The following is an 18165-nucleotide window of genomic DNA, read 5'->3' on the forward strand; positions in this document are numbered from 1 at the left end:
GCTCAAGCAAGACAGCAGAAAGAACGTCTATTGAAATTTTTCTAGATACTTGTTCAGGTTTTCTTTGACCACGACTCTTTTATTACCCTTCATCTGTGCTTCACTCAAAATTCCTTCCGAGTCAACCACCACAACAGGATGACCATCCTTTTTCAAACGCGCCACGCCTTCAAATAACATGCGGGCGCCGACATTATGAATTAGGGTCAAATTGGTCAGATCCAGTACAATTCGTTTTTTGCCTTCCGGTTCATCTTCCAAAATACGCAGCAGCATTTCCGATTCAGTAAACTGCAATACGCCACGCAGTTCATACACCACCACATGATCGCGTTTTCCAGTGAGATAACGGTTTTGTAAAATGGTTTGTGCCGACGGCGTTCCTTCCATTAAATGTAGCCCCATTTCCCGGGATATACGTTCAAAGATATCGACCCCACGCGCGCTATGCCCATGTTCATCAATTCGTGGAGAAAATACGGCGATGCCCACCTGTCCAGGCAATACGCCAATAATGCCGCCTGCGACCCCACTTTTTGCCGGAATGCCCACCGTGGTCAGCCAGTCACCGGCAGCATCATACATCCCGCAAGTGAGCATCACGCTCAGGACTTGCCGCACCACAGAACGATCCAATAATTTTTTACCGGTCTGCGGCTGAATCCCACCGTTGGCAAGTACTCCGGCAATCATCGCCAGGTCTTTGACCGTCACCTTGATTGAACATTGCTTGATATAACCATTGACAATCGCTTCTGGATCTTCTTCCAATACTCCTACTGTACGCAGCATATAACCCAAGGATCTGTTACGAAACGCTGTTTTCAGTTCAGAGGTATATACATCGGTATCAAAACTCAGTTCACGTCCAGCCAAACCGCTTAAAAAACGGCGCAACTGTTCCGCCCGGGATACTGTGCGTTTATAGGGAATCAGGGAATGGGCAGTAATGGCACCCGAATTGATCATCGGATTTTTCGGAATATTGGTGTCTTTCTCCAGTGAAATCTGGTTAAAGGCCTCGCCCGAAGGTTCCACGCCCACTTTTTCCATGACCTTGGTCAGGCCGACTTTCTGCAAGGCCAAGGCATAGGCAAAAGGCTTGGACATGGACTGCATGGTGAACTCAGCCTCGTCATCACCGGTGGAATAGATCGTGCCATCTACGGTGGAGAGTGCCAAAGCAAACTTCTCTGGATCGACTGCTGCCAGCTCAGGAATATAGTCGGCCAAGGCCCCTTTATCATTGTCTTGGCAGGAGCTTAAAACATGCTTGAGATAGTCTGGCACCGGTGTTTTCATCGAATGAGCGTATTCCAATTCACTATTATTTTTAACTAACATAGCGGTTTTTGACTTAAGTACCAGAGTGAAAAGGTAATTTTCTGCATATCTGTGTGATGGGTTGTGCACGCTTTGCGTCAGCTCCTCCAGAAATTAAATTGTAGGTTTGTTCTAATTTTATTTTTCAGAGCGATCAAAAAAGGGCAATACTGCCCTTTTTATTGAGTCTGGATGATCTATTTCACCTTGGTTCTGCGAATCATCTTGTACAGGACTTTTGGCGAAATACGCGACACCAGTACCCCGAGTTTTTCTTTCTTGCCGCCAATCACGATATATTCTTCGCCACTCTGCAAAGCTTGTACAGTTTGGCGGGCAAAATCTTCTGCGGACAGACCATTTTCAATCGCTTCATCTGCATGCCCTTGTGGCTTCCCTTGACCATTTAAAGCGTTCAGGGACACATTGGTTTTAACAAAACCGGGGAAAATCACCGATACGCCAATCCCCTGATCTGCCACTTCAGCACGCAGGCTGTTGGCCCACATATGAATTGCTGCTTTGGCTGCGGAATAAGACGCGCGATATTGTGTACCGAGCAAACCTGCAACACTGGAAATAAACACAATACGGCCGGATTTTTGTGCCAGAAAAGTTGGCAGTACGGTTTTGGTCAAAAATACCTGCGAGAAATAATCGACTTCCATAATGGCGCGTTCAGTCTGCATGGTGGTTTCTGCAATCAGGGCACGCTGACTGAGTCCGGCATTATTGATCAGCCAGTCAATCCGGCCTTTTTGTTGCACAACCTGCTCATAGGCATGGCGAACCTGACTTTCATCGGTGATATCAGCCGTGATGGAAATATGTTGATCCGGATTGATCAGGCTTTGGCGCACATTTTCCAGTTCTTCATGACGGCGCGCAGTCAATATCACCTGCGCTCCCTGTGCGGCACATTGCTGTGCAATCGCCTTGCCTATCCCTGAAGATGCGCCAGTAATCCAGACCACTTTTCCATTTAAACTTTCAACTTTCGCCATGAAATCCTGTTTCCTTTGTTTTAATAAATATGGTGCGGCCTTTCATCTTCCAGAAATGCCAGTAAATGCTCGAAATAATAACGCATCGTATCAGCATCATAGATATTACCGAGTTTATCAAAACGTTTATAGCCGAGCTGGGTGGTTAGGTGAATCACCCCATTTAAGGTTTTATCGACCACAACATTAAACTTCAACAGGTTTTTCGGTTCACGGATCAGACAGGTCACGCCCTGATCAACGACCTGGGTAAAGGCTTTGAGTGCCGGCGAGACATATTGATGATTGCCGGTTTTCATCTGATCCACACAACCCAGTAACTCCATCACCAGCATCTTTTCCACCGGATAACGCACAAAAATATCGCCGTCATGCGTATAGGTCATGCGATGCAGATAATTCACCATGGGCATGAGCCGTTCATTGCCAAATAAGGAAACCGACCAAGGCATATATTTACGTGTCGTCTCAATAATGTGCTGAATCACTTTTTCAGATTCACTGTCGGGAGATTTCGCGATCTGCACCATCTGACCAAAAATCTGGTCAATAATTTCACAGGCCATATCGGCCAGATTTTCACCGAGCGGTTTAGCCAGACTATCTGGATCACCGGCATTTAATCTGGAATGAAGGTCGATAAAGCGCTGATGGGTTTCAGGCTGGATCTTCAGGGAAATGCTATAGCTCATCTTGTTATCCTTTTTAATCTTCTGCGATGAGTCGCGTTTTTTATCTTTGCATCATACGACGAGTTGCTCTGCATGCCAATTGTCTAAAGTTTGCATTTGGTTAAGCTGCCGCATCCACTATTTTTTTTGCTACAATAGATCCAATTTTTCATCTACTTTTGATCTGTTTAGACTATGACTGATTCAGCGCAAAATATCGCGACAACCTACGATCCGACCGAGATCGAGAAAAAATGGTACCAAACTTGGGAAGAGCGCGGCTACTTCAAGCCCTCTGAAAAAGGCGAATCATTCTGTATCATGATTCCGCCGCCAAACGTCACTGGTAACTTGCACATGGGTCATGGTTTTAACAATGCCATCATGGATGCATTGACCCGTTATAACCGTATGTCAGGTAAAAATACGCTTTGGCAACCGGGTACTGACCACGCCGGTATTGCCACCCAAATGGTGGTAGAACGTCAGCTCGGTGCAGAAGGTATTAGCCGTCATGACTTGGGCCGTGAAAAGTTCATCGAAAAAGTCTGGGAATGGAAAGAACAGTCTGGCGGTAACATTACCCGTCAAATCCGTCGTTTGGGTTCTTCTGTAGACTGGTCACGTGAACGCTTCACTATGGATGATGGTCTATCCAATGCGGTCAAAGAGGTATTTGTAAAACTGCATGAACAAGGTTTGATCTACCGTGGTAAACGCCTTGTTAACTGGGATCCAAAATTACAAACGGCGCTTTCTGACTTAGAAGTTGAGTCTGATAAAGAAGAAGCAGGTTCATTGTGGCATCTGAAATATTTCTTTGAAGATAAATCATTGCGCACACACGATGGCAAAGATTATATCGTGGTCGCAACCACCCGTCCTGAAACCCTGCTCGGTGATACTGCCATTGCAGTTGCCCTGGATGATGAGCGTTATGCGCATCTTGTCGGCAAAAACATCATCCTGCCGATTACCGGTCGTAGCGTGGCAATTGTTAAAGATGAATATGTTGACAAAGAATTCGGTACCGGCTGTGTAAAAATCACCCCTGCACACGACTTCAATGACTATGAAGTGGGTAAACGCTGCGAATTGCCAATCATCAACATCTTCAATAAAAATGCTGAAGTGTTGGCTGAGTTTGAATACATCGCAAAAGCCGGCGAGCAAATTTCTAAAACCATCCCTGCACCTGCGGAATATGTGGGCTTAGATCGTTTTGAAGCACGTAAAAAATTAGTTGAACAAGCTGAAGCTGAAGGCTGGTTAGAGCAAATCCAACCGTATACGCTTAAACCACCTCGCGGTGACCGTTCAGGGGTCATCGTTGAGCCGTTACTGACGGATCAATGGTATGTGAAAATTGCACCGCTTGCTGAGCCTGCAATTAAAGCGGTTAAAGATGGCGAGATTAAATTCGTTCCTGAGCAATACAGCAACATGTACATGGCGTGGATGAACAACATCCAAGACTGGTGTATCTCGCGTCAATTGTGGTGGGGTCACCGTATTCCTGCTTGGTACGATGTAGATGGTAATGTTTATGTAGGTCGTGACGAAGCTGAAGTTCGTGCGAAAAACAATATCCCTGCCGATGTTCAATTAGACCAAGACGAAGACGTACTCGATACATGGTTCTCATCGGGTCTTTGGACATTCTCAACTTTAGGTTGGACTGGCGATGAAGCCAAAGATAAAGAAAACTATTTCTTAAATACCTTCCATCCGACTGATGTACTGGTCACTGGTTTCGACATCATCTTCTTCTGGGTTGCCCGCATGATCATGATGACCATGCACTTCATGAAAAATGAAGATGGTACGCCACAAGTTCCGTTCAAAACGGTATATGTACACGGTCTGGTACGTGATGGCGAAGGTCAGAAAATGTCTAAATCTAAGGGCAACGTGCTTGACCCATTAGACTTAATTGACGGTGTGGATTTAGAAACTTTAGTACAAAAACGTACCACAGGTTTGATGAACCCGAAACAAGCAGCGAAGATTGAAAAATCGACTCGTAAAGAATTCCCTGAAGGGATTCAATCTTACGGTACAGATGCGGTTCGTTTCACATTCTGTGCGCTTGCGAACACCGGTCGTGACATCAAGTTCGACATGAAGCGTGTTGAAGGCTACCGTAACTTTGCCAACAAAATCTGGAACGCAACCCGTTTCGTGATGATGAACTGCGAAGAACAAGTGATTGGTCAAGAAGTTCGTCAAGACCTTTGGGAATTGCCTGAACAGTGGATTGTAAGCCGTCTACAAAAAGCAGAACAAGCAGTGCAAACAGCATTTGCAACGTATCGTTTAGACTTGGCTGCACAAGCGATTTACGAGTTCATTTGGAATGAATACTGTGACTGGTATGTCGAGCTGACTAAGCCTGTTCTGAATGATGAAAATATCTCGGTAGAACGTAAAGCTGAAATCCGCCGTGTTCTTCTTGCTGTGATGGAAGCGTCTTTACGTTTGGCTCATCCGTTAATGCCTTACTTAACAGAAGAAATCTGGCAAACCCTTGCGCCGAAGCTGAAAATTTCTGGCGAAACGATTATGTTGGCGCAGTACCCTGTTGCTGACCAAGCGCTCATCAATGATCAAGCTGAAGCGGATATGCAATGGCTTCAAGGTTTGATTGGTGCTGTACGTAATATCCGTGGTGAGATGGGTCTAGGTAATGCTCGCTTGTTGCCTGTTCTGCTTCAAAACACCACTGATGCTGAAAAAGCACAGATCGCACGTATTGAACCGTTGTTTAAAGCATTGGCGAAAGTTGAAAGCATTACCTTCTTAGGCGACAGCGAACAACCACCATTATCTTCATCAAGTGTTGTAGGTCATGTGTCTGTATTCGTTCCAATGAAGGGTTTAATTGACCCGAAAGCGGAATTGGGTCGTCTACAAAAAGACTTAGACAAGGTTCAAAAACAGCATGACCAAATTGCAACTAAACTTGGCAATGAAGGTTTTGTGGCGAAAGCGCCTGCGGCTGTGGTTGAAGGCGAGAAAGTTAAACTTGCTGAGTTTGCTGACCAATTAGCGAAGATTAAAGCGAATATGGAGCAAATTGCAGCGCTGTAATGTGTTGTTAGTTTGATCTAATTTATGTATAAAGGGCTGATTATTCAGCCCTTTATTATTTCAAATGAAAGAACTATTAGAACCTATTTATCTCAATGAAAAAATGCTACTTAACTGTGCTGGATACTTGTTTGATGGAGTCGAAACATCTACAAATATTTCTGAATCCAACAATGATCAATCCACTAAAACTGTATCAGGCTCTGGTGGCATAGGAGCTAGTGGAATTCTTGAATGGTTAGCTAAAGCCGAAGGCAGTTTAGAAGGTAAATTAGATCTACAAAATACTAATAGTTATTCAAAGAGTACGAGTAAATATTTAACTCTTGGTGCTTTACATATGAAAGTACTGAAAAAATTACAAGAAGAAAAATTAATTTTAAACTTTGATGATTTTAATGATGACTTAAAACAAAGCCCTTACATTGGAATTAAAGCCGATTTGCAACCAGTGGACTTCTTTGAATTGTTGCAAATTTTAAAAATGCTAACTCCACAATTGAAATATCTAACACCTTTTCTTAATAAAAATAGCTCTAGTCAACAAACAAAAAAACAGTCTCCTGCACAAAATCAACTTAATAATGATCTAATAGAAATTATTAAAAACTTAATCTCCGAACTGGAAACAAATTATTTGGAATCCAACTTATTAGAGATGCTAATGAGTATTGATGGTAAGTGTATCGGTGTCATTGATCTAGATTTGGAGAATCATCAACCGAATAAAATTAAATCTCAGCTAAATGATGGGAATTTTATAATTATTGGTAAAATCACCAAAATAATTAATGAAGATCAAACTATTAATTTATTACAACGTAATGTAATAACACCACTCTTATCCCTTGTTGAGCGTATTTCTTTATTAATTGAAGCAATTAATAGTAGTAAAGAAGATTACGAAATTTCAGAATCGAAAATTTCGGAAATCTTAGCCTTTAAAGATCGTACTTATTCTATTATTAATGCCTTATTGGATATTTTTATTGAAGGGCCAGCAATGAGAGTTAGAGCTATGTCAATTTGTATTTAACCCTCACCCCAGCCCTCTCCCACAGGGAGAGGGAGCGCCATTTGATTTAGTGTCTGCATGGATTTCACAATGGAATTCCCTCTCCTCTCAGGAGAGGGTTAGGGAGAGGTGCTTTTATCCAATTAAAAAACCCTCTTCCCCCGCCTTCTCCCAAAGGGAGAAGGAGCTTTCATCCTTTATTCACTTGCAATTCAATGCACACTTGCCATAAGTGTTCTAAAACCACATCCGTCCGCCCCAACACATCATGATTCCAATACCTTACAACGGTTAAACCCAATGCCTCTAAAAACTTCGTCCGTTCATCATCATATTCCACAGCATCATCCGCTCCATGCTGACTACCATCCAACTCAATCACTAAACCAATTTCATGACAGTAAAAATCTACAATATACGGCACAATCACGTGCTGACGACGGAACTTCAGATTCATAAAACGCTTGGCACGGAGTATTTGCCACATCATATTTTCAGCATCGGTGGCGGTGTGGCGCATGGATTTGGCGAATATGAGTAGTTGGAGATCAGGTTTTTTGTTCATGTGGAATTTAATTTTTATTTTTGATGATTATAGCAAATAGCCCTCACTCCCTTGCGCACTCAGAATATATTCTGAGGATGCTCATCTCCCAAAGGGAAAAAATCTTAAAGCATCCCATGCCTTAAAAACATCTCTAAGCCACTCACCTTCTTGATATATCTCAAGCGTTCTTTTTCTACTTTAATCTGCTGCTTTATGGCCAAAGTATCTTCATCAATCTGCTTATACAGGTCAGCAATTTGAACTTTCCCTTTCGCCTTTTTTACTGCAATTCTGGTTTTCGATGACCAAACTAACCTATTGATCAATGTATCAATTTGACCTTGTAATGTCTGACTTTGCGCATCTAACGCCAGTTGATAAAGCTTGATTTGTTCTGCAGTTAAACTCTTTTGTGAAGGATCTCGGTCTTGTTCAATCTGAAGCTGCATTTTCAATAAAGCAAATAAATCCTGCTTTTCATAAGCCTGATTGGCATGTTGCAACAACTCTGTCTTTTTTATTTTCTTGACATCATTCGCTTCACGGTCAGGATGAATGGCCGCCGCAATTTTTAAATACACGGTTTTCAATGACTGCTCTGCCATCGCTGCTGCCTGCGCCTGTTTTTCCTGCTGGCGTTTTAATCTGGCTTGCTCACGTACTTGTTGAAAATGTTCACTATCCCATTCTTCAAATACATCTGTGTCGGCCTGATCTATATCATTTTGATCTTCGGAAAAACCTTCTGATGCATTGGTCTTTTTCTGATTTTTTCTGTGTTGGACATGTTCATTGAGCTGCTGATAGTAACTATCAATTTCATTGACCTTATGCGCTTCCTGCACCGACATTGCCTGTGAATCTTTTAAGTAAGCCGCCAGGGATTGAATTTTTTCATCCAGTACGACGATCTCGGCCTTGGAAAATTCTGCCTCATGCAGATGCTGCCACAATTGTTCAAGCTGCTCGAACAAAACACCATGCAATTCATGATAGACCGGTATGAAATTTTGCTGTGTATATTGTCGAATCTCTTCTTCAGCCTGCTGCCACTGTGCCAGCTCAAGCTTCTGCTGTTCAATTCTATCAATCAGGCGATCCAGCTTTTTCTGCTGTGTCGAAAGCGCTGTGAATGGCTGAATCATGGTTTTTAAATTGAAAGACATGATATTCAAAATAAGCAGGACAGATTATTAAGTTTAACGGTTTTATGAGACAGGTGTATGCCAGTTATCGACACAAATATATACCTTATGCAAATAAATTTTGTTTAATATCAAACAATATAACAATAACTTAATTTGTCACTGTGCTGAAAGGAGATTCAGATGGCAACTCAGGCAGATTTAATCTTTAATCAGGAACTCGCTGCATGGGTACAAGCGCTAGGATCTGTGTTTGCAATTTTTGTCGCCATTAGTGTGCCCCTATATTTAAATCATTTGGCACAAAATCGTGATAATGCCTTACAAGACATGCAAAAACAAAAATTCTTTGTCACGATGCTGCCGACACTTTATCGTATTCGCCGTTATAGTGCTGACTTCATTAAACAAATGCAGTTACATCAGCAAAGTACTCAAAATATCTTACATACGTTAGAAACTGAATATCTGGAATTGATTCCGGTCTTTTCTAAAGAACTGCATATATTTGTACATAGTCAAATTTATGACCCAAACCTGAATCAATTGGCATTTGAACTGTTTCATTCCGAGGAAATTCTGCAACAACATTTATTACAGCCTAAAAACCAGAAACAGCTCAAGCATCAAGCTTTACTGACCCAACATAGCCAGTATATTCATGATGCGAGCCATCAGTTAATTAAACAGATTGAAAAGAGCCATCACCTACAACCTTAAATTGCCTTTTCAGGCCATCAATGTGTAGGCAAATGGCGCAAACAAAATGATTATTCAACAATGACACGACCATTTAATGGCTGTACCGGACGATTATTCGGATGCCCCATTAATTTGGAAAATTCAGCAATCTGTTTGGCTGAAGCCTGTTGGATCTCTTTTAAAATGAGCCAGCGCACACCCTCTGAACAAGGTGGGGTGGTCAGCGAGCCACTAAAGCGATAATAATCCAGATTTTTAGGCAGCAACTGATTGACAGGCTGTGGTGTCTTTAACACGACTTTTTCACCCTGCTTTTTCGGCAAACGTTTCCACATCTGTTTTAGCATCTGGCTGTCCTGCCCCTGCTCAAACATCATGCCAACCACTGCCAGCTCACCATCAGCATTGGCATGGACAAAATGAATCTCTAAAGGATAACTTTTACCTTGAATCAGGTTCTCACTCGGACTATGCAAATGGAACTGTTTCAGTTCAAAACGCTCCCCATCCAGCTCCAGCTCACCACCTTCGGCAAAGTCCACCTGAATGGTATGACCTTTATTTTCAATGGCGTGAATCATGTTGTTATAACTAAATTTCAGCGGTTCCAATTGTGCTTTTACCGTCCGCTCAATATTGATTGGTGACTGGTTCAGACCATTACAGGCCGAATATTTCTGGCTCAAAGTCGACCATTGCTCAGGCTGAGTATAATCCCAATCCGCATCTGCCCAGACCGCTGTACTTAAACCCATAACCGTTAAAAGCGTGAATATTTTTTTCACAATATTGTCCCTCTTAGAACCGTCATCAAGAATTTTTCATTTAGAAAACAATTTTTTAGCTTTATCACTGACTATTTTTCAGGGCACAAACTACAGATTTTTACTCAATTTGGGTAATTCATTTACAAATTTCCAAACACTTAAGTCTATGAAAAGATATAGTATTTATAAATTATTATTTAAATTTCAATAAGATAATCATTTTAGTGTCCTAAACCAACTTGGAATAAAGTGTGAGCTGAATCACAATTAAAGTGATGAATATTTATGCAATATTTACATGAAACTTCTAGCTACTTCATAAATAAATCTGATTATAAATTCGCTCTATTTTTCAATAATATATTTTATATTCAAAAGCTTACATAAAAACAGCAGTAAATAAACCTGCCACATTGCTAGACTCAGCTCAACGCGTTATAGGAACAGCTTAATGGATTGGGTCTCGATCTTTATTCATGATACGACTTGGAGCTTTGCATCAGAGATTTTGCTGCGTTGTATAGTCATGTATATCATGATTATACTGTTTTTACGGCTGACCGGAAAACGTGGTGTACGACAGCTTTCCATCTTTGAAGTCGCGATCATTCTCGCCCTGGGCTCAATTGCCGGTGACCCGATGTTTACCGAAGATATTCCCCTGATTCAGGCAGTTCTGGTAATGTCGGTGATTATCCTGATGTATCGCCTGACCACTTGGCTGATGATGAAATACCAATGGTTTGAAGACCTACTGGAAGGCAAACCGATTTATATTGTGGAAGATGGCCTGCTGGTCATTGAGGAAATTAAAAAAGGCAAAATGTCACATGATGAATTCTTTGCCGAAATGCGCCAGCAAGGCGTAGAACATCTGGGTCAGGTGCGTACCGGTTTACTGGAAACAGACGGTAAATTCAGTGTGTTATATTTTAGCGATGATCAGGTGAAATACGGCTTGCCACTATTTCCTAAAACCTGTTCGATCGTGGAGCAGGTGAAAGCAGACCGTTTATATGCCTGTATTTATTGCGGTCAGGTTCAAAACCTCTCTACAGCTGCACAACAATGTCCTCGCTGCAAATCAGCACAGTGGGCTGAAGCGATTAATTGTTTACGCATCACTTGAATTAAAGCTGATTCAGCCGTTGTAAATGCGTAAAAATTTCAGGTAGCTGCTGAATTTTATATTGAATTTCTTCGGCATCAGGATGAAAACCCTGCATCCACAAGGCATGCATGCCGGCACTCTTAGCTCCCTGTATATCATTCACCGGATGATCGCCAAGATATAAACAATGTTCAGGCAAGACGCCTAAACGTTGTGCAGTAATCTGGAAAATTTCTGGCTGTGGTTTGTTAAAACCCACTAAACCCGAACTGATAATTTCATCAAAATAAGTTTCAATACCCAAGCCCCGAATGGTATTTAAACGCGTGTCATGTCCGCCATTGGACACGATCGCTAGCCGATAACCTTCTTCTTTTAACTGCTTTAATACTTGTTCTGCTGCCGGCATTTCTACGGCGAATCGACCAAACTGGCTAAACCAGAACTGGGCCAGCTCATCTATGCTAGGAGGATTCAACCAGCAAAGCTCCTGCAAGAGTGCATAAGCAACCGAAGCCCCGATACTGCCATGGGTCAGCAATTCCTTTTTAGGATAACCGCCATTATCGATACGCCGTACAATCTCGATAATTTTTTCAGGCTCGACCTGTGCCAATGCTGGGGCATAATATTCTGCCAGATAACGGCTATAGGCCTGTGCTGTCAGGTCACGATGAGTTAAGGTATTATCTAAATCAAAAAGTACGGCGCGAATTTTCATATCTAGGTTTTAAGAAAATAAGCTGTCTATTTTAATTAAATTTTACCTCAATCCTTGTACTCATTTCTTCTATGCTTTGCGAGCTTATGGATGAAGAGCAATCGCCAATAAAAAAGGCGATGTCAAAACATCGCCTTTTTCAGATTACAAAGTCTAAATTAGAATTTGTATTCGAAACCTGTACCTACAACTGGTTGTTTAGTTTCATTAGAACCTTGTTCAAGCGTTAAGTAACCTGCATAACCATAAGCTTTCACTTGTTTAGAGAATGCGTAATCTGCACCTACAAAAATTTGTTCTGCATCATAGTCAGATACGCCATTTGCCTTAAAACTTGTAGAGTTTTGGCTGTATTGACCTTTAACAGTCCAAGCTTTTGCATTTGGAAGATTATATTCAGCGCCAATTAACCAACCTTGAGCATCATCGATAAGCAAATCAACTGCTTTAGAAGCTGCATCTACATCCGCCACTTCTGAAGTCTGATATAAAGCTTTTAGCGCTAAACCACCATCTAGATTTACACGACCAATTGCGCGAATTGTATTTGCTGCAGCAAATAATGTCGTAGGTTTACCCTCAGTATTTACCGCAGGCAGTACCTCTGGTGCAGAAGCATTATCAAAACCACGTCCTAAGAAATTTGTTGGAATTGCTTTATCATAAGCAACACCTGCTACAACGACCGGACTGTCATATACTACAGAAGCCGACCACGCATCACCTAAACCACGACCCGCAGTTTTCACTACACCTTTGTCGCTTTTGATGGCTGAAGACTCACCTGTTGCCAATAAAGCATTCACTTTAATAGCACCTTGAGGCAAGGCAATAGCTGGAGCTTCATACACTACAGCATTCGATACTCGGCTTTCACCAGTGAAAATACCACTTACATCAGCACGGTTACCTACATAGTTATTGAAGGTATCTACCGGGCTAGACAATTGTTTTAATGGAGTGTCATGTGCACCAATTTTTAAAGTACCAAGTTTTGCATCTTTCAAACCAACAAAACGGTTACGTTTAGACCAGTCATCACCCTCACCATCAGAGTTAAAAGCCCATTCAATTGCATAAATTGCGCTTAGGCGATCTGTTAACTTTTCATCCCCTTTTAAACCAACGAATGAGCTATTTGAACTTAGTTCAATTACATCTTTGTCAGATACTGGTGAAGCATTATCTTCAGGTAAATAATCTACTGACGCATCAATCTCACCATAAAAAGTTGGTGCTGCAAAAGTTGTCCCCGCCAAAAGGCTGAATGCAATTGCTGTTGCTAACTTAGTTTTCATCAAAAATTTCCTTAATTTATTTTGTAACAAATAATACACACGGCGCTTATATTACAAAATTATTAAATTAATATTTATATATTCTATTTAGTACTTTAGGCTAACATTTAACCAAATAATTGATTATTTAGAAATTTTATACTTTTTCTGCAACTTTCATCCATCGGAAAATTGGAATTAAACAGATAATTGCCACGATCACGATCAGATTCAGATAATTTTGATAGCCTAAATAATCCCCCAATATCCCACTCAACATATATAAGCCACCACTTACCGTCGCCATAATTGAGACTTGAAAAGTAAAATCAGTCCCGGCCAGACGCTTACGGCTGTATTGCATAATGAGCGTCAGCATTACCACCAAGAGCATTGCCGAAACCAGATCTTCTGCTGCATTAATAGTATAAATCAGCCAGTTTTCGACTTTAAGCTGGGCTTCATATTGTGCTGCCAGCCAGGCATAGGCCATTAAGCTCAGTATTTTGAGAATCGAAAAAGACATCAAACAAGAGCGACGCGAAAAAAACTTCAGGCAATAACCTGCCAAACCGGCCCCGATCAAGGCGGCACCTGCACCCAGCATGGTCACATATACGCCGATCTGGCTGAAACTCAGACCGAGATCGACCATTAAAGGCTTCAGCAAAGGGCCAGACAGCCCATCCGCGACTTTAAATGTCAGCAAGACCAGCAACCAGCAACGCAAGCCTGGATGTGTATAAAAATACTGAAAATAGGCTTTGATTTTTATTTTACTGGAAGCGGTAATTTGCTCAGATGCGATCGAGCGATGCTGTGGCTCTTTAAATTTTAAAACAGGCAGTGTGTTTATAAAAACCAGTGCAGCCAAAAGCAAAAAAGTGCTTTGCCACTGCAACAGATCTAAAAACAGTAAAATCGCACCACCACCGACAATGAAACCCAAACGTGATCCAATCACCTGAAAGGTATTGCCCCAGTGCTGCTGTTCATTTTTCAGAATATTGACTGCCAGTGCATCGGTGGCAATATCCTGTGTCGCCCCCACCCCATTCATAAATAATAACGCAATAAAAAAGGCCAATAGATAAACCGGCTGATCTAAAGCCTGAATGGGCAAAAAGGACAAGGCGATCAGCACTGCCACCGAGAGCAATTGCAGCGGAATAATCCAGCTTCGATAATGCCCTGTGGCTTGAGAGCCATAACGATCGACCAATGGCGCCCAAAACACCTTGATTGACCAAGGCAGCATGAGCAGGCCAAAACCACCGATCTGTGCCAGCGACACTCCTTCTGCCCGTAAGATCACCGGCAAAGCATGGGTCATAAATCCGACTGGCAATCCTTGCGCCCAATACAGGGAAAACAACACAATGTAAGTATTCCGCATATTCGGCATGCTGGGTCCTTAATAGGCAAAAGAAGCAGAAATCATTCAACAAGCTGGACATTTTGCCAATGAAAAAACCAAAGTAAAAGCCTAATATCATTAAAAATAAAGAAAAATATGTGTCAGGAAGAGACTTTAAGCATGACCAAAAAGCACTTTCCAGAATTACCTCCCTTGGTGCCCAGTCGAGGCAATCGACTCAGCCGTTATTTTTTTAAACGGATCTTTTTAGTGCAGGGCTGGCAGCTTGAAGGTGAGTTTCCCAATTTACCAAAAGCCGTTGCGATTATTTCTCCACATACGTCCAATATTGATGCCTGGCATGGTTTTATTGCACTCTTAGCTATCGGGTTAAAGGTCACTATTTTTGGTAAAAACAGCTTGTTCCATACCCCATTAAAGCCCTTACTTGAATGGATTGGGGTGATTCCGGTGGTTCGGGATAGTCCACAAGGTCATACTCAGCAGATCGTGGAAATCATCAAGCGAAAACCCCAGATTTGGGTCGGTATGGCACCCGAAGGTTCACGTAAAGCGCCAGAAAAAATCCGCAGTGGTTTTTATCATATTGCCGATCAGGCCGGCCTGCCTATTGTCATGCTGGCTTTTGATTATGATATTAAAACCATTCATATTCTGGGTGTCTATCAGCCGACGGGCGATTATGAACATGATCTGGTGCAGATTTATGCACATTATCAAGGCAAGATTTCGGCAAAAAATCCGGACTGGATTGCCCGGCCTTTACAAAAGCTGTTGAAAAAAGACTAGGCAAAATCCTGTTTTTTTGCTCTGATAGCCTATATTTTGATGATTTAGTGATCATTTCCTACAATGAAATTAGCGTCTTATGCTCTGATTGGCTGTCTTGGCCTCAGTCTGGCTGCATGTGATAAAGCCAGTAAAACCACACCGACTCCTACACCACTTCAGGCCCGCGAACCCGTGATTGCAATTGCACTTGGCGGCGGCGGTGCGAAAGGCTTCGCCCATATTGGCGTGATTAAGGTACTGGAGTCACACGGCATTAAACCGAAAATTGTCACAGGCACAAGTGCCGGCAGTTTTGTCGGCAGTCTATATGCCAGCGGCAAATCACCGTATCAGTTGCAGCAAATTGCCTTGAACTTTAAGGAATCGGACATCCGTGATTTAACCTTAAATCGACAAGGGATTATTGCCGGACAAAAATTGCAGAATTTCGTCAATAAAAATGTGGCGAACAAACCGATTGAACAATTCCCAATTCGTTTTGCTGCAGTTGCCACTCGCCTGGACAATGGGCGTAAAGCTGACTTTATTAAAGGCAATGCCGGACAGGCGGTTCGTGCTTCCTGTAGTATTCCGAATGTATTTGTGCCTGCCGTGATTGGCGGCATCAAATATGTCGATGGCGGTCTGATTAGCCCAATTCCGGTCAAGACCGCCAAAGATATGGGAGCAGACATTGTCATTGCCGTGGATATTTCTGCCCGTCCGGATGGTAATAAAGCCTTGAATATGTGGGGCGTACTGGATCAGACCCTAAATATTATGGGACAGCAAAGCATTCATGAAGAGTTGAGTCAGGCCACTGTGGTGATTCAGCCCAAAGTCGGCCATATCGGTACTTTGGACCTGAAAGCCAGCAATGCCACCATTCTGGAAGGTGAAAAGGCGGCTCAGCTGAAAATCCGTACTATTGAAAAAGCTATTAGCAACTTTAAGCAGTCGCCAGCGGCATTTAAACCGCCCCGTCAGGCAAAATTTTGATGCATGAATTTTTTATATTCATCTGCTGCCGCATCTGCTACATTGAAGATCAATCATATAAAGATGATGATTAATTAAATACTTAGCGATATAGGTCACGATATGGAATTAGTTCTTGAACCTTGGCACTGGTTTGTATTAGGCATCCTTCTGATTCTGTCGGAATTACTGCTGCCCGCATTTGCTGCCCTGTGGTTCGGGATCGGTGCCATCATGGTTGGCGTCCTGTACTGGATGTTCCCGATGATGGGACTGACGACCCAGCTCCTGACCTGGATCGTTCTTTCTGTTCTGTGTACGCTGCTCTGGTTCAAGTTTATCAAGCCACTTTCCATTGACAAGACCAAAGCCGGTCTATCGCGTGAAGCGACCATTGGTCAGGTGGGCATGGTGATTCAGACTAATCTGGATCATGGGCAAATCCGGGTGCGCTTTCCGATGCCAGTTTTAGGTTCGGATGAATGGGAATGTCGTACTCTGGATCAGGTTCAGGTCGGTGACCGTGTTCGCGTCGTGGATATTCTGGGGAATGATCTGGTGGTTCAACCCCACAGCACACATTATCAAAATGAAAAAGGTGAATAAGATATGTCTGGTGGAACTATAATTGTTATCGCATTTTTGGCCTTTGTGGCGATTACAATTTTTAAAGGGGTACGTATTGTCCCGCAAGGTTATAAATGGATCGCACAACGCTTGGGCAAATACCATACGACGCTGAATCCGGGTCTGAATTTTGTCATTCCGTATATTGATGAAGTGGCTTATAAAGTCACCACCAAAGATATTGTGCTGGATATTCCTTCACAGGAAGTGATTACCCGTGATAATGCCGTGTTACTCATGAATGCGGTGGCCTATATCAACCTGACCACACCTGAAAAAGCGGTCTACGGCATTGAAAACTATTCTTGGGCAATTCAAAACCTGGTACAAACCTCATTACGTTCGATTGTCGGTGAAATGGATCTGGATGATGCACTATCATCACGTGATCATATTAAAGCACGTTTAAAATCCAGTATTTCCGATGATATCTCGGACTGGGGTATCACGCTTAAAACCGTTGAAATTCAAGACATTAAACCGTCAGTCACCATGCAAACCGCGATGGAAGAACAGGCCGCTGCTGAACGTCAACGTCGTGCAACCGTGACCAAAGCGGATGGTGAAAAACAGGCTGCCATTCTGGAAGCGGATGGTCGTCTGGAAGCATCGCGCCGTGATGCAGAAGCACAGGTGGTTCTGGCTGAATCTTCACAACGTGCGATTGATATGGTGACTTCGGCAATTGGTAGTAATGAGATTCCGGTTGCCTATTTACTCGGTGAGCAATATATCAAGGCCATGCAAGATATGGCCAAATCACCAAATGCCAAAACGGTGGTCTTGCCTGCAGACGTGCTGAACACGATTCGAGGCGTGATGGGTCGTCCGCCTCAGTAAAAATTTTCATTTTCAAATCCATAGGCAGCGTATTCGCTGCCTATTTTTCGTTTAAACACGAAAATCTCAGCAAAGATTTGGAATTTATGCTTAAATTTCGCGTTATTTTTTGAAATCCTTTGGGCTTTGATGCCAGATCTGTGTTTCGCCACAGCATTTATCATCAACATAAGTCCTTATTCGATTACTGTCCAACTC

The 18165-nt window shown here is 42.5% G+C and carries 17 protein-coding genes; 8 read left to right on the forward strand and 9 right to left on the reverse strand.

The window, feature by feature from the left end; all coding sequences use genetic code 11:
* Positions 1-27: 27 nt before the first annotated feature.
* The 3 genes from FTU87_RS10535 to FTU87_RS10545 form a co-directional block, all read right to left on the reverse strand.
* Complete coding sequence (locus tag FTU87_RS10535; protein WP_180097264.1) at positions 28-1302, reverse strand: glutaminase; 1275 nt, start codon at positions 1300-1302, stop codon at positions 28-30.
* 218 nt (positions 1303-1520) lie between these two features.
* Complete coding sequence (locus FTU87_RS10540; RefSeq protein WP_074383104.1) at positions 1521-2327, reverse strand: SDR family oxidoreductase; 807 nt, start codon at positions 2325-2327, stop codon at positions 1521-1523.
* 20 nt (positions 2328-2347) lie between these two features.
* The gene (locus tag FTU87_RS10545; protein ID WP_180097266.1) at positions 2348-3019 is read right to left on the reverse strand and encodes a hypothetical protein; all 672 of its coding nucleotides are present in this window, start codon (positions 3017-3019) and stop codon (positions 2348-2350) included.
* A gap of 174 nt (positions 3020-3193) precedes the next feature.
* On the opposite strand from FTU87_RS10545, the gene FTU87_RS10550 reads away from it, so the two are divergent.
* Together FTU87_RS10550 and FTU87_RS10555 are read left to right on the forward strand one after the other, a co-directional pair.
* On the forward strand, positions 3194-6088 hold the full coding sequence (locus FTU87_RS10550; RefSeq protein ID WP_180097268.1) for a valine--tRNA ligase: 2895 nt from the start codon (positions 3194-3196) through the stop codon (positions 6086-6088).
* A gap of 64 nt (positions 6089-6152) precedes the next feature.
* Positions 6153-7124 carry a hypothetical protein gene (locus FTU87_RS10555; protein WP_074383107.1) on the forward strand — a complete coding sequence of 324 codons (972 nt, stop codon included), beginning with the start codon at positions 6153-6155 and terminating at the stop codon, positions 7122-7124.
* 169 nt (positions 7125-7293) lie between these two features.
* Here the strand turns inward: FTU87_RS10555 and FTU87_RS10560 are convergent, their stop codons facing one another.
* Positions 7294-7668: an endonuclease domain-containing protein gene (locus FTU87_RS10560; protein ID WP_180076010.1), complete on the reverse strand. Its 375-nt coding sequence runs from the start codon at positions 7666-7668 to the stop codon at positions 7294-7296.
* A 104-nt stretch (positions 7669-7772) separates the two neighbouring features.
* Positions 7773-8816, reverse strand: a complete 1044-nt coding sequence (locus FTU87_RS10565; protein ID WP_180097269.1) for a molecular chaperone DnaJ — start codon at positions 8814-8816, stop codon at positions 7773-7775.
* A gap of 162 nt (positions 8817-8978) precedes the next feature.
* On the opposite strand from FTU87_RS10565, the gene FTU87_RS10570 reads away from it, so the two are divergent.
* Positions 8979-9515 carry a hypothetical protein gene (locus FTU87_RS10570; protein ID WP_005172068.1) on the forward strand — a complete coding sequence of 179 codons (537 nt, stop codon included), beginning with the start codon at positions 8979-8981 and terminating at the stop codon, positions 9513-9515.
* Positions 9516-9565: 50 nt separating this feature from the next.
* On the opposite strand, the gene FTU87_RS10575 is transcribed toward FTU87_RS10570, so the two are convergent.
* Positions 9566-10252: a carbonic anhydrase gene (locus tag FTU87_RS10575; protein WP_180097295.1), complete on the reverse strand. Its 687-nt coding sequence runs from the start codon at positions 10250-10252 to the stop codon at positions 9566-9568.
* 463 nt (positions 10253-10715) lie between these two features.
* Between FTU87_RS10575 and FTU87_RS10580 the strand changes: the two genes are divergently transcribed.
* Positions 10716-11393 carry a DUF421 domain-containing protein gene (locus FTU87_RS10580; RefSeq protein WP_180097271.1) on the forward strand — a complete coding sequence of 226 codons (678 nt, stop codon included), beginning with the start codon at positions 10716-10718 and terminating at the stop codon, positions 11391-11393.
* Between the two features lies 1 nt (position 11394).
* Here FTU87_RS10580 and FTU87_RS10585 read toward each other — a convergent pair whose 3' ends face one another.
* From FTU87_RS10585 to FTU87_RS10595, 3 genes are all read right to left on the reverse strand, one after another.
* On the reverse strand, positions 11395-12096 hold the full coding sequence (locus tag FTU87_RS10585; RefSeq protein ID WP_180097273.1) for an HAD family hydrolase: 702 nt from the start codon (positions 12094-12096) through the stop codon (positions 11395-11397).
* Positions 12097-12254: 158 nt separating this feature from the next.
* Positions 12255-13394 carry a porin gene (locus FTU87_RS10590; protein ID WP_180097275.1) on the reverse strand — a complete coding sequence of 380 codons (1140 nt, stop codon included), beginning with the start codon at positions 13392-13394 and terminating at the stop codon, positions 12255-12257.
* Positions 13395-13530: 136 nt separating this feature from the next.
* Positions 13531-14769 carry an MFS transporter gene (locus FTU87_RS10595; protein WP_180097297.1) on the reverse strand — a complete coding sequence of 413 codons (1239 nt, stop codon included), beginning with the start codon at positions 14767-14769 and terminating at the stop codon, positions 13531-13533.
* Positions 14770-14910: 141 nt separating this feature from the next.
* On the opposite strand from FTU87_RS10595, the gene FTU87_RS10600 reads away from it, so the two are divergent.
* The 4 genes from FTU87_RS10600 (at position 14911) to FTU87_RS10615 (ending at position 17967) form a co-directional block, all read left to right on the forward strand.
* Positions 14911-15540, forward strand: coding sequence for a 1-acyl-sn-glycerol-3-phosphate acyltransferase (locus tag FTU87_RS10600; protein WP_180097277.1), 630 nt, complete (start codon positions 14911-14913; stop codon positions 15538-15540).
* A gap of 63 nt (positions 15541-15603) precedes the next feature.
* Positions 15604-16521, forward strand: coding sequence for a patatin-like phospholipase family protein (locus FTU87_RS10605; RefSeq protein ID WP_180097279.1), 918 nt, complete (start codon positions 15604-15606; stop codon positions 16519-16521).
* A gap of 102 nt (positions 16522-16623) precedes the next feature.
* The gene (locus FTU87_RS10610) at positions 16624-17106 is read left to right on the forward strand and encodes an NfeD family protein (RefSeq protein ID WP_100355312.1); all 483 of its coding nucleotides are present in this window, start codon (positions 16624-16626) and stop codon (positions 17104-17106) included.
* A 3-nt stretch (positions 17107-17109) separates the two neighbouring features.
* Positions 17110-17967 carry an SPFH domain-containing protein gene (locus tag FTU87_RS10615; protein ID WP_005096199.1) on the forward strand — a complete coding sequence of 286 codons (858 nt, stop codon included), beginning with the start codon at positions 17110-17112 and terminating at the stop codon, positions 17965-17967.
* The last annotated feature ends 198 nt before the right edge of the window (positions 17968-18165 follow it).

This window comes from Acinetobacter sp. YH12156 (assembly GCF_013418235.1).
Classification (GTDB): Bacteria; Pseudomonadota; Gammaproteobacteria; order Pseudomonadales; family Moraxellaceae; genus Acinetobacter; species Acinetobacter pseudolwoffii.

Bases quoted from the DNA above. Each gene is read 5' to 3' on its own strand.
- FTU87_RS10535 (WP_180097264.1), bottom strand. From the start codon at position 1,302: ATGAAAACACCGGTGCCAGACTATCTCAAGCATGTTTTAAGCTCCTGC.
- FTU87_RS10540 (WP_074383104.1), bottom strand. From the start codon at position 2,327: ATGGCGAAAGTTGAAAGTTTAAATGGAAAAGTGGTCTGGATTACTGGC.
- FTU87_RS10545 (WP_180097266.1), bottom strand. From the start codon at position 3,019: ATGAGCTATAGCATTTCCCTGAAGATCCAGCCTGAAACCCATCAGCGC.
- FTU87_RS10550 (WP_180097268.1), top strand. From the start codon at position 3,194: ATGACTGATTCAGCGCAAAATATCGCGACAACCTACGATCCGACCGAG.
- FTU87_RS10555 (WP_074383107.1), top strand. From the start codon at position 6,153: ATGAAAGAACTATTAGAACCTATTTATCTCAATGAAAAAATGCTACTT.
- FTU87_RS10560 (WP_180076010.1), bottom strand. From the start codon at position 7,668: ATGAACAAAAAACCTGATCTCCAACTACTCATATTCGCCAAATCCATG.
- FTU87_RS10565 (WP_180097269.1), bottom strand. From the start codon at position 8,816: ATGTCTTTCAATTTAAAAACCATGATTCAGCCATTCACAGCGCTTTCG.
- FTU87_RS10570 (WP_005172068.1), top strand. From the start codon at position 8,979: ATGGCAACTCAGGCAGATTTAATCTTTAATCAGGAACTCGCTGCATGG.
- FTU87_RS10575 (WP_180097295.1), bottom strand. From the start codon at position 10,252: ATGGGTTTAAGTACAGCGGTCTGGGCAGATGCGGATTGGGATTATACT.
- FTU87_RS10580 (WP_180097271.1), top strand. From the start codon at position 10,716: ATGGATTGGGTCTCGATCTTTATTCATGATACGACTTGGAGCTTTGCA.
- FTU87_RS10585 (WP_180097273.1), bottom strand. From the start codon at position 12,096: ATGAAAATTCGCGCCGTACTTTTTGATTTAGATAATACCTTAACTCAT.
- FTU87_RS10590 (WP_180097275.1), bottom strand. From the start codon at position 13,394: ATGAAAACTAAGTTAGCAACAGCAATTGCATTCAGCCTTTTGGCGGGG.
- FTU87_RS10595 (WP_180097297.1), bottom strand. From the start codon at position 14,769: ATGCGGAATACTTACATTGTGTTGTTTTCCCTGTATTGGGCGCAAGGA.
- FTU87_RS10600 (WP_180097277.1), top strand. From the start codon at position 14,911: ATGACCAAAAAGCACTTTCCAGAATTACCTCCCTTGGTGCCCAGTCGA.
- FTU87_RS10605 (WP_180097279.1), top strand. From the start codon at position 15,604: ATGAAATTAGCGTCTTATGCTCTGATTGGCTGTCTTGGCCTCAGTCTG.
- FTU87_RS10610 (WP_100355312.1), top strand. From the start codon at position 16,624: ATGGAATTAGTTCTTGAACCTTGGCACTGGTTTGTATTAGGCATCCTT.
- FTU87_RS10615 (WP_005096199.1), top strand. From the start codon at position 17,110: ATGTCTGGTGGAACTATAATTGTTATCGCATTTTTGGCCTTTGTGGCG.